Here is a 10,503-nt window from a genome sequence, read left to right on the forward strand (position 1 = left end):
CCTCGCTCACTCGGCGACGATCTGCCGGAGTTCGACGCACCCCTTGGGCCCGAGCGGGATCTGCGAGGCCAGCGCCACCGCGGTCTCCTGATCGGGCGCGGACAGCACGTAGAGACCGTTCGCGATCTCGTTGGCCTCGGTGAACGGCCCGTCCGTCAGCAGCATTTCCCCGCCGCGCAGTCGTACGGTCGTTGCCGACGCCGGCTGATACAGCGCCCCGGAACCCTTGATCCGGTCGCCCGCGATCTCGCCGAACCACTGATGTTCGGCCACGCGCGCGTCCCACTCGGCCGACCCCGGTTCGTTGGCGGACCCGAGAGGTTCACGCAGCAGCGCAGCCCACCACGTGTCATTCGGTTCGTCCACCGAATTCCAGAACACCATCGGCCACAGCTCCACGTGCCCGGTCGAGACCTCGGGGATCTGCCGCACCAGACTCAGTGCGGCGTCGAGGTCGGCGGCGTCGAACACGTAGTACCCGCCCACGACCTCGGCGGCGTCGGTGAACGGGCCGTCGGCGACGAGGGTGCGTCCGCCGTCGTGCCGAATGGCCGCTCCCTCGCTGGAGGGATACAGCCCGCCACCGGCAACGGCCTCCTGCGCCTTGGTCCAGAACTCCTGGTGCCGCGCCATCGACGCCTTGTGCTCATCGGTGCCCGGGATCGAGGTGCGACCGTCCTCCTCCGCTGCCAGCAATGCCAGGTAGTACATGTCGTCTCCTTCCGACGATGCGGGGCCCTTCACCCCACTTTCGTCAACACGACGTGCGCGACGCGCCGATTTCGACACAACCGGTGGAGAATCGTCACGAAGAACCGACCCCTGGAGGATGTCCACGCCGTCGGAGCGTGTTCATCAGCCGGACACCTGGTCGTGAGACAACCAGGTGCCCGCACAGCCAGGACCAGAGAGGGACGCCCCGGATTGTCTGCCCAGCCATCGACAAACCAGACTGATCCGCACCGGATGCACCGGATACCCGCCGAGATGCTCCGGTCCGCGCTCGCGCCCGCGCCACGCACGCTCATCGACATCCTCACCGCAACTGCCGAGGCGTACCCGGAGGCCACGGCGATCGACGACGGCCACCTGCCTCTGACGTACCGCGAACTGATCGGGCAACTGGAGACGGGCGCCCGCTGGCTCGCCGATGCCGGCGTCGGCGCGGGCGATCGGGTGGGTGTCCGGATGCCGTCGGGCTCCCGCGACCTGTACGTCGCGATCCTGTCGGTGCTCGCGGCCGGCGCGGCGTACGTGCCGGTGGACGCCGACGACCCCGACGAGCGCGCCGAACTGGTGTTCGGGGAGGCGCAGGTGGCGGCGATCCTCACCGCCGACGGCGTGCAACCCGGCACCGCACCTGCGCGTGCGGCAGCCCCGGAGGTCCGTCGTCCGACCCCCGACGACGACGCCTGGATCATCTTCACGTCCGGCTCCACCGGCACCCCGAAGGGGGTCGCGGTCACGCACCGCAACGCCGCGGCGTTCGTCGACGCCGAGGCTCGGATGTTCCTGCAGGACAGCCCGATCGGGCCCGAGGATCGCGTCCTCGCGGGCCTGTCGGTGGCGTTCGACGCGTCGTGCGAGGAGATGTGGCTGGCGTGGCGGCACGGCGCCGCCCTGGTGCCGGCACCGCGCTCGCTGGTGCGCAGCGGCATGGATCTCGGCCCGTGGCTGGTCTCGCGCGATGTCACGGTCGTCTCCACCGTCCCCACGCTCGCGGCGCTGTGGCCGGCCGAGGCGCTCGAGGCGGTGAGGTTGTTGATCTTCGGCGGCGAGGCCTGCCCGCCGGACCTTGCCGAGCGGCTCGCGGTGCCCGGACGCGAGGTGTGGAACACGTACGGACCCACCGAGGCCACCGTCGTCGCGTGCGGCGCGCTCATGGACGGCACCGGCCCGGTCCGGATCGGGCTGCCGCTCGACGGCTGGGACCTCGCCGTGGTCGACGGGGCCGGCGAACCGGTCACCGAGGGCGACGTGGGCGAACTCGTCATCGGGGGTGTCGGGCTCGCCCGGTACCTCGACCCGGCGAAGGACGCCGAGAAGTACGCGCCGATGCCGACCCTGGGCTGGGACCGCGCGTACCGCAGCGGCGACCTGGTCCGCCTCGACACGGCCGGTCTGCTGTTCCAGGGCCGCGCCGACGACCAGGTGAAGCTGGGTGGCCGGCGCATCGAACTGGGCGAGGTCGACAACGCGCTGCAGAACCTGCCCGGCGTCAGCGGCGCCGCGGCCGCGGTCCGCAAGACCGCGGCGGGCACCTCGGTCCTCGTCGGGTACCTCGCGAGCACCGATCCGGACTTCGACGTCAGGGCGGCGCGGGACCAGCTGGCCGAGCAGCTGCCCGCGGCCCTGGTGCCGCGGCTCGCGCTGGTCGACGAGCTGCCCACCCGTACGTCGGGCAAAGTCGATCGGAACGCGCTGCCGTGGCCGCTGCCCGGTGCCCGCGAAGACACGGTCGATCCGGCCCTCAGCCTCGACGGCACCGCCGCCTGGGTCGCCGGGCTGTGGGCGTCGATCCTCGGCGCGGGTGTCACCGGCCCCGACGACGACTTCTTCGAGATGGGCGGCGGCTCACTGTCCGCGGCGCAGCTCGTCACGGCGCTGCGCGAGCGCTTCCCCGAGATCACCGTCGCCCAGCTGTACGACCATCCGCGGCTCGGCTCGCTCGCCGGCTTCCTCGACGAACTCTCCCCCACCGAGACCGTCGAACCACGCCACGTCGCGCCGACGCCGCTGCGCGCGCAGCTCGCGCAGATCGCGGCCACGGTGCCGCTCACGACGCTCACGGGTCTGCAGTGGATCACGTGGCTGGCGATCGCCGGCAACGTGCTGTCGTGGCTGGATGTGCCGTGGGCACCGACACTGTCGTGGTGGTGGGTGGCGCTCGCCTTCTTCCTGTTCATCACCCCGCTGGGACGGATGGGCATCGCGGTACTCGGGGCGCGCACGCTGCTGCGCGGCCTGAATCCGGGCACCTATCGACGCGGCGGCAGCGAACACCTGCGGCTGTGGATCGCGCTGCGCCTGGTCGAGGCCAGCGGTGCCGACAACCTGTCGGGTGCGCCGTGGATGCTGTACTTCGCGCGCGCCCTCGGCGCGCGGGTGGGTAACGGCGTCGACCTGCACACCCTGCCACCGGTCACGGGCATGCTCGTACTCGGCGACGGCTGCTCGGTCGAACCCGAAGTGGACCTGTCCGGGCACTGGATCGACGGCGACGTCGTGCACATCGGTGAGATCCGGATCGGCGACGGCGCCACCGTCGGCGCCCGCTCCACGCTGTTGCCCGGCGCCCGGATCGGCCGCGGCGCCGAGGTCGCGCCCGGCTCGGCGGTGTTCGGGAAGGTCAAGGCCGAGCAGCACTGGGCCGGGTCCCCGGCGGTGAAGGTGGGCAAGGCGACGCACCCGTGGCCCGACCACACACCGCGCCGCGCCCCGCACTGGGTGCCGATCTTCGGCGTCACGTCCGTGGTGCTGGCGGGCATGCCGATCTTCGGCCTCGCCGCCGGCATCCTGCTCGTCGGCTGGTGGATCCGCGACGCCGCCGACCTCGGGGATGCGGCCCTGTGGTCCCTGGCGATCCTGCCGGTCGCGACGGTCCTGTCGCTGTTCGTCTTCGCCGCGCTGACGGTGATCGCGGTGCGGCTGCTGTCGATCGGACTCACCGAGGGCTACCACCCCGTCCGCAGCCGGATCGGCTGGCAGGTCTGGGCCACCGAGCGGCTCATGGACTCGGCCCGCACCTTCCTGTTCCCGCTGTACGCGAGCCTGCTCACGCCGCTCTGGCTGCGACTGCTCGGCGCCAAGGTCGGCCGCAACACCGAGATCTCGACGGCGCTGGTGCTGCCGAAGTTCACCACCGTCGCCGACGGCGCATTCCTCGCCGACGACACCATGGTCGCGAGTTACGAACTCGGCGGCGGGTGGATGCGGGTCGAGCCCGCGAAGGTCGGCAAGCGCGCGTTCCTCGGCAACTCCGGCATGGCCGGCCCGGGCCGACGCGTGCCCAAGAACGGCCTCGTCGCGGTGCTGTCCGCAGCGCCCAGCAAGGCGAAGTCGGGATCGTCGTGGCTGGGCAGCCCGCCGGTGCGGCTGCGCCGGGCGGCCACCGAGTCCGACGCGTCCCGCACGTTCGCCCCGCCGCTGCGGCTCAAGATCGCCCGCGCGGTGGTCGAGACGTGCCGGCTGATCCCGGTGATGGTGACGTTCGGGATCGGTCTCGGCGTCCTGTTCGCCCTCGCGTGGCTGGTGTCGGTCGGCGGGTTCGCTCTCGCGGCGCTCGGCGGCGGCGTGGTCCTGATGATCGCGGGCGCCGTCGCCGGCGCGGTATCGGTGGCGGCCAAGTGGCTGGTCGTCGGCCGGATCGGCGCGGTCGAACATCCGCTGTGGAGTTCGTTCGTGTGGCGCAACGAGGTGTCCGACGCGTTCGTCGAAACCGTTGCCGCACCGTGGTTCGCGCGGGCCGCCAACGGCACCGCGGTGATGAACGTATGGCTGCGCGGACTCGGCGCGACGATCGGCCGCGGCGTGTGGTGCGAGACGTACTGGCTGCCCGAGGCCGACCTGGTGACCCTCGGCGACGGCGCCACCGTCGAGCGAGGGTGCGTCGTGCAGACGCACCTGTTCCATGATCGGATCATGTCCATGGACACCGTCACGCTGGGCGCCGGCGCCACCCTCGGGCCGCACTGTGTCGCACTGCCCGCCGCGGGACTGGGCGACGGCGCCACCGTCGGCCCGGCCTCGCTCGTGATGCGCGGCGACACCGTCCCGCCGTCCACCCGCTGGCAGGGCAATCCGATTGCACCGTGGCCGGATTCGACGACGAACGGGGGTACTCGATGAAGCCCGGCAAGTTCTACGAGGAACCGATCGATCCGTACCTGCCGCAGAACGGCAACCGCGGCTACCGGGTCTCCCGATACGAACTCGACCTCACGTACAAGGTCCCCAGCAACCGGTTGTCCGGCAAGGCGTCGATCACGGCCACCACCACCGACGTCCGAGGCAAGTTCTCGCTCGATCTCGCGCAGACGATGCAGGTGTCGAAGGTGTCGGTCAACGGTGGCCGCGGGGCCAAGTACACGCACCGCGGCGGCAAGCTCACGATCACTCCGGCGCAGAAGATCCCCGCCGGCGGCCTGCTCGCGATCACCGTCCAGTACGGGGGCAACGCCGAACCGATCGTCAGCATGTGGGGCGACGTCGGCTGGGAGGAGCTGGACGAGGGGTCCCTCGTCGCGAGCCAGCCCAACGGCGCCGCGTCGTGGTTCCCGTGCGACGACCATCCGAGTTCCAAAGCCAGCTACAACATCTCGATCACCACCGACTCGCCGTACTACGCCGTCGCGAACGGGACGCTGGTCAGGAAGCAGACCCGCGCGAGCCACACCACGTGGGTGTACGAGCAGGCCGAGCCGATGTCGAGCTACCTGGCGACCATCCAGATCGGACCGTACGAGCGCCGACGCGTCGGCCACGGCAGGGTGCCGATCCACGCACTGCACCCCAAGGAACTGCGGGTGCCGTTCGACCACGACTTCGCCCGGCAGCCCGAGATGATGGACGTCTTCGAGAGGCTCTTCGGCCCCTACCCGTTCGAGGACTACTCCGTGGTCGTGACCGGCGACGAACTGGAGATCCCGATCGAGGCGCAGGGCCTGTCGATCTTCGGCGCCAACCATTGCGACGGCGTACGCGGCTCCGAACGTCTTGTCGCGCACGAGCTTGCGCACCAGTGGTTCGGCAACAGCCTCACCCTCGGCATGTGGAAGGACATCTGGCTGCACGAGGGTTTCGCCTGCTACGCCGAGTGGCTCTGGTCGGAGAACTCCGGTGGCCCCGACGCCCACACCCACGCGCAGCAGGCGCACCGCGGGCTCGCCGGCAAACCGCAGGACATCCTGCTCGGCGATCCCGGACCGCGGCTGATGTTCGACGACCGCATCTACAAGCGCGGCGCCCTCACCCTGCATGCGTTGCGGCGGCAGATCGGCGACGACGCCTTCTTCGCGCTGCTGCAGAAGTGGACCGCGAAGTACCGGCACTCGACGGTCTCCACCGAGCAGTTCACCGACCTGGCAGCGCATTTCACCGACAAGCCGCTGCGCCCGCTGTGGGACGCGTGGCTCGCGGCGAAGCCGCTACCGGCGCTCTGACGCCTCCGCGGCAACCGCCGCCGGCAGGTCCGCACGCCACTTCACAACGACCAGGACGAGGCTCGCGGCGGCCACGATCGCGCCGATCACGAACATCATCGGGTACGTCAGCGCCGGGTTGGTCTCGGCGATCACCGCCATCACCGCGGGCACGGCGAACCCGAGGTAGCTCAGCGAGTAGAAGACCGCGGTGAGACCGGCGAGATCGTCCGGGCCGGCGATCCGCTGGATCTCCTGCAGCCCCGACACCAGCGCCATGCCGTAGCCACAGCCGAGGACCGCGGCCGCAATCATCGCGAGCGGCACCGTCAACGCACTGGATGCGACGGCTGCGAGCGACATGCCCGCGACCAGGACCGCGAGCGCCACCGCGACGGCCCGCGCGTTCAGCGGGGTGTCGATCCGACGGCCGACGGCCTGGATCGCGAACCCGGATCCGAGTCCGATCACGCACAGCAACGCCGAGAACGCGATCGGGGCCCCACCACTGTGCGACGTCATCAGTGCGGGCAGCACCGCGTAAGCCGACGCCGCCGCACCGAACACCCACGGCGCCACCGGTGCCGCGACGTACAGGAACCGCCGATGTCCGGCGGACGGGATCCTCAGGTCCGCGGAGAGCTTGCCGCGGTCGGTCTTCGGCACCRCAGTCCGGGTCTCCGGGGCGCGCAGCATCGCGATTCCCGCGGCCAACGCGATCGCGATGTGCACCGCGTACGGGAACGCACTGGGCCACGGCCCCCACTGCGCGAGCACACCGGCGATGCCGGCGCCGACACCGAATCCGGCGGTCAGGCTCATCGCGGCCCGTCGCGCACCCGACCCCGGCCCGGCCTTCGGGTCGTATTCCGGACTCGAGAGTTCCTTGACCCAACTGCCGCCGACGGCCATGCCGAGGCCGAGCGCCACACCGGACAGGATGCGACCCACGATCAGCATCGGTGCCGAATCGGGCGCGGACGCCAGCACCAGCGACCCGGCCACCGCGATGAACGGCGCGGGCAGCATCAGCGCCCGCCGACCGAGTCGATCCGACAGCGGTCCGCCGATCAGCAGCGCCGGAACGATGCCGAACACGTACGCGAACAGAAAGGTGTCGACGACGACCTGCGTGAAACCGTGATCGAGCTTGTACATCACCAGCAACGGGGTGAACTCGTTGCCGCCCCACGCGACGGCGAACATGCCCGCGGCCACCAGCGCCCAGGACCGCGTCCGGGTCGGCTTCGCCGACGCGGTGGTGGTGGTGGACTCGTCGACCGCGGTCATCGGATCCCTCCGTTCCCCAGTGAGTGCACCTCACGCATGTGTCGTCCGACAGCCGACGCGAAGCCCTCGGCATCACCGGCCTCGATCAGGTCCGCCAGGCGGGTGTGATCGTCGACGATCTTGGTGATCTGGTCGGGATCCCGAGCCAGGGAATGCGCGGTCATCCGGCGTTGCCGCTCGCGCAGACCGTCGTAGAAACTCTCGAGCAGCGGGTTGCCGCCGGCGCGCACCAGCGCGCGGTGGAAGTCGGCATCCAGCGTGCTGAACCGCGCGGCATCCCCCTGCGCGGCCGTGTCGCGCTGCTCCTCCAGATTGGCCCGCAGCGCCGCGACCAGCGCCTCTCGGGTACGCGGGCTCGCGGCGACGACCTGCGCGGCATGGACCTCGATGAGCAGACGCGCATCGACGACGTGCTCAGCCTCCCCCTCCGCGACGGGCACGATCAGCGCACCGCGCTTCGGGTACAGCCGCATCCAGCCCTCGGCCTCGAGCCGCAGGAACGCCTCACGTACCGGCGTCCGACTCGAGCCCATCCGCGTGGCGATCTCGCCCTCGCTGATCAGCTCACCGCCCGGGAGCTCCCCGGACAGGATGAGTTCCTTCACCTCGCGGTACGCGAGCTCGGCAGCCGAATACAACTTAGACACAAGATGTATTTATACGCCTTGCGAAGGATCTCCCGGGACCCGGGGGTCAGGCTGTCGAGCCCACCTTCGGAGCACGAGCCTGCGCGGAATACCGCCCACCGTTGCGAAGAATGTCGATCGGATGGTCGAAGCACTCGCTGATGCGCTCGGTGGTGATCACCGACGCTGCGGACCCCTGCGCGATGATGACGCCGTCACGTATCAGGATCGCGTGCGTGGTGGTCGTCGGGATCTCCTCGATGTGGTGGGTCACCAGGATGCTGGCCATCGACGGATGCTGCGCACGCATCTCGTCGAGCGCGGTCAGCAACTGCTCCCGAGCCGCGAGGTCCAGCCCGGTGGCGGGCTCGTCGAGCAGCAGGACCGGCGGGTCCGGCATCAACGCCCGCGCGATCAATGCCCGGCCCCGCTCCCCCTGCGACAGGACCGGCCAGCGCGCTTCGAGCCGCTCCGACATGCCCATCATCGCGATCAATTCCTCCGCCCGCTCCCGGTCCGCCTCGGTGGGCTGCCACCGCTGCGCGAACTCGGGGGTGTTCGTCAGCCCGGTGAGGACGATGTCGCGCACGGTCAGCGGACGTTCGACGACGTGCCGCGGGTTGACGTGCCCGATGTGCGAGCGCAGTTCACGCATGTCGACGCGGCCCAGTCGGTGGCCGAGCACGTGCACGGTGCCTCGGGTGGGATGGGCGACCGCACCGAGCAGGCTCAGCAGCGTGCTCTTGCCGGCACCGTTGGCGCCCAGCAACACCCAGTGCTGCCCCTGCTCGATCTGGACGTCGATCCCGTTCAGCAGCGGACGTCCGTCGCGCACGAGGTCGACGTTCTCGGCGCTCAGCACGACCTCTCGGTGGATCCGGGTACTCACGGGCGTGGTCCTTCCTCACGGAGCGTGGCCATCACGGGATCGAGGTTCGCCTCCGTCGCGGCGACCGCGGCCGTCGGGTCGCCCTCCTCGAGGGCGTGCACCAGCGCGTCGTGCGCACAGGCGGTGTCCGGTATCGGTTCGTTCCGGACCATCTCGACGAGCACCTCGTGCAGCACCGGCCGTACGGAGGCGAAGAGCGCGGACAGCACCGAGTTGCCGGCGAGTTCGACGACCGCCTGGTGGAAGTCGAGATCGGCTTCGACGAACGCCTCGGCGTCGAGCGGTTGCCGGGCATGACGCTCGGCCAGCTGACGCCGGACCTTTGCGAGACCCTCCGGGTGAGCACGCTCGGCGGCGAGCCGGGCCGCCTCCGCCTCGAGTGCGCGGCGCACCTCCAGGACCTCGAGGATGCGCGAGCGGCGCAACAACTGCTCCAGACCTGGATCGCCGGTCTGGGGCTCCACGACGAACGTCCCGATTCCACGCCGTACGTCCAGCAGTCCGTCGCGGACGAGCAACCGGACAGCCTCCCGGACGGAGGATCGGCCGACACCGATCTCGGTTGCCAGTTCCGTCTCACTCGGTATCCGCTCGCCGACCGCCCATTCACCGGTACGGATCCGCTGCGCCAGCAACGCTTCCAGCTGCGGAACCAACGGCCCACTGTGCAATGCGTGCTCGGTCACGACGACCACCTCCGATCGCCAGCGTATAGACATCAGAYGTCTGATGTCTATGCCGCGAGGGGCCTGAACCTACTATTCGACGAATGGAACCAGTGCATCTCGCGATCGCCCCCGTCGACCGACGAGAGGGATCACGGGTCGGCGGGAATCCGCCGCGGTGTTTCGCCGGCGACACACTGGTCGAGACCCACGACTACCTGCTCACCCTGGCGGCAAGTGCGGCCGAGTGGCTCCTGGGACGGGAACTGTCGGTGTTCGTCCGGCGAGGGTTCACGATCGGCGACGACGACCTGGAGTACCCCGATATCGGGGTGCACGCGGTCCTGCACGAGCCGTCCGGTCGCGGCGACGGGATCGTTGGCCGGCACCCGGGACTGGGCAGCGCTGCGCTGATCTCCGCACCGGTCGACGCGGAGGAAGCGCCGTTCGTGCGGATCGCCGGGGATCCCGTCCTGATCCAGAACGAACCGTCCTATGCGCACGCCGTGGAGGCCGACGGGTATCGATTCTTGTTCCAGGTGAACGAGGAGGGGTGGCCGGTCTCCGACGCACCGGACCCGGAATTCGTCGAGGAATACCTGTTCGGTTACGGCTCGGTGTACTTCTACGGGCGACTCGACAGCAAGGGGGCGGCCCAGATTGTCGTCCCGGGATTTCTCGATTTCTGATGCCGCCGAATGGCGTCGAAATCTCGTGCATTGCGAACCGAGAATGGCCGAGAAGGGTCGTGGTACGGAAATGCCGAAGGCCCCCACCCTGATGGGTGGGGGCCTTCGGTGAAAGGGTGTTCGGCGGTGTCCTACTCTCCCACACCCTGTCGGGTGCAGTACCATCGGCGCTGGAGGGCTTAGCTTCCGGGTTCGGAATGGGAC

General features: G+C 70.0%; 8 protein-coding genes and 1 rRNA gene. 3 read left to right on the forward strand and 6 right to left on the reverse strand.

Translation table 11 applies throughout. The features are described from left to right. Positions 1-6 precede the first annotated feature (6 nt). Positions 7-711, reverse strand: coding sequence for a YciI family protein (locus AB4Z09_RS11700; RefSeq protein ID WP_442239768.1), 705 nt, complete (start codon positions 709-711; stop codon positions 7-9). 255 nt (positions 712-966) lie between these two features. On the opposite strand from AB4Z09_RS11700, the gene AB4Z09_RS11705 reads away from it, so the two are divergent. Together AB4Z09_RS11705 and AB4Z09_RS11710 are read left to right on the forward strand one after the other, a co-directional pair. Further along, complete coding sequence (locus tag AB4Z09_RS11705; protein WP_442239769.1) at positions 967-4,848, forward strand: Pls/PosA family non-ribosomal peptide synthetase; 3,882 nt, start codon at positions 967-969, stop codon at positions 4,846-4,848. Next, complete coding sequence (locus tag AB4Z09_RS11710) at positions 4,845-6,161, forward strand: M1 family metallopeptidase (RefSeq protein ID WP_442239777.1); 1,317 nt, start codon at positions 4,845-4,847, stop codon at positions 6,159-6,161. Before AB4Z09_RS11705 ends, AB4Z09_RS11710 begins: the two co-directional genes overlap by 4 nt. Here AB4Z09_RS11710 and AB4Z09_RS11715 read toward each other — a convergent pair. The 4 genes from AB4Z09_RS11715 to AB4Z09_RS11730 are packed head-to-tail and all read right to left on the reverse strand — an operon-like array spanning position 6,147 to position 9,631. After that, positions 6,147-7,430, reverse strand: a complete 1,284-nt coding sequence (locus tag AB4Z09_RS11715) for an MFS transporter (protein ID WP_442239770.1) — start codon at positions 7,428-7,430, stop codon at positions 6,147-6,149. The two genes, AB4Z09_RS11710 and AB4Z09_RS11715, sit on opposite strands and share 15 nt — an antisense overlap. Next, the gene (locus AB4Z09_RS11720; RefSeq protein ID WP_442239771.1) at positions 7,427-8,077 is read right to left on the reverse strand and encodes a GntR family transcriptional regulator; all 651 of its coding nucleotides are present in this window, start codon (positions 8,075-8,077) and stop codon (positions 7,427-7,429) included. Before AB4Z09_RS11720 ends, AB4Z09_RS11715 begins: the two co-directional genes overlap by 4 nt. Before the next feature lie 46 nt (positions 8,078-8,123). After that, a complete protein-coding gene (locus tag AB4Z09_RS11725) occupies positions 8,124-8,945 on the reverse strand; it encodes an ABC transporter ATP-binding protein (protein ID WP_254622777.1) in 822 nt (273 codons plus the stop codon). Beyond that, complete coding sequence (locus tag AB4Z09_RS11730; protein WP_441346796.1) at positions 8,942-9,631, reverse strand: FadR/GntR family transcriptional regulator; 690 nt, start codon at positions 9,629-9,631, stop codon at positions 8,942-8,944. The genes AB4Z09_RS11725 and AB4Z09_RS11730 overlap by 4 nt, the downstream gene beginning before the upstream one ends. An 83-nt stretch (positions 9,632-9,714) precedes the next feature. Between AB4Z09_RS11730 and AB4Z09_RS11735 the strand changes: the two genes are divergently transcribed. Continuing rightward, positions 9,715-10,299, forward strand: a complete 585-nt coding sequence (locus AB4Z09_RS11735; RefSeq protein ID WP_174907905.1) for a hypothetical protein — start codon at positions 9,715-9,717, stop codon at positions 10,297-10,299. A 118-nt stretch (positions 10,300-10,417) separates the two neighbouring features. Here the strand turns inward: AB4Z09_RS11735 and rrf are convergent. Continuing rightward, positions 10,418-10,503 (reverse strand): 5S ribosomal RNA (gene rrf, locus AB4Z09_RS11740); the annotation flags it as partial.

It is taken from the genome of Rhodococcus sp. TAF43 (genome assembly GCF_052113525.1).
In the GTDB taxonomy this organism is placed as follows: Bacteria; Actinomycetota; Actinomycetes; order Mycobacteriales; family Mycobacteriaceae; genus Prescottella.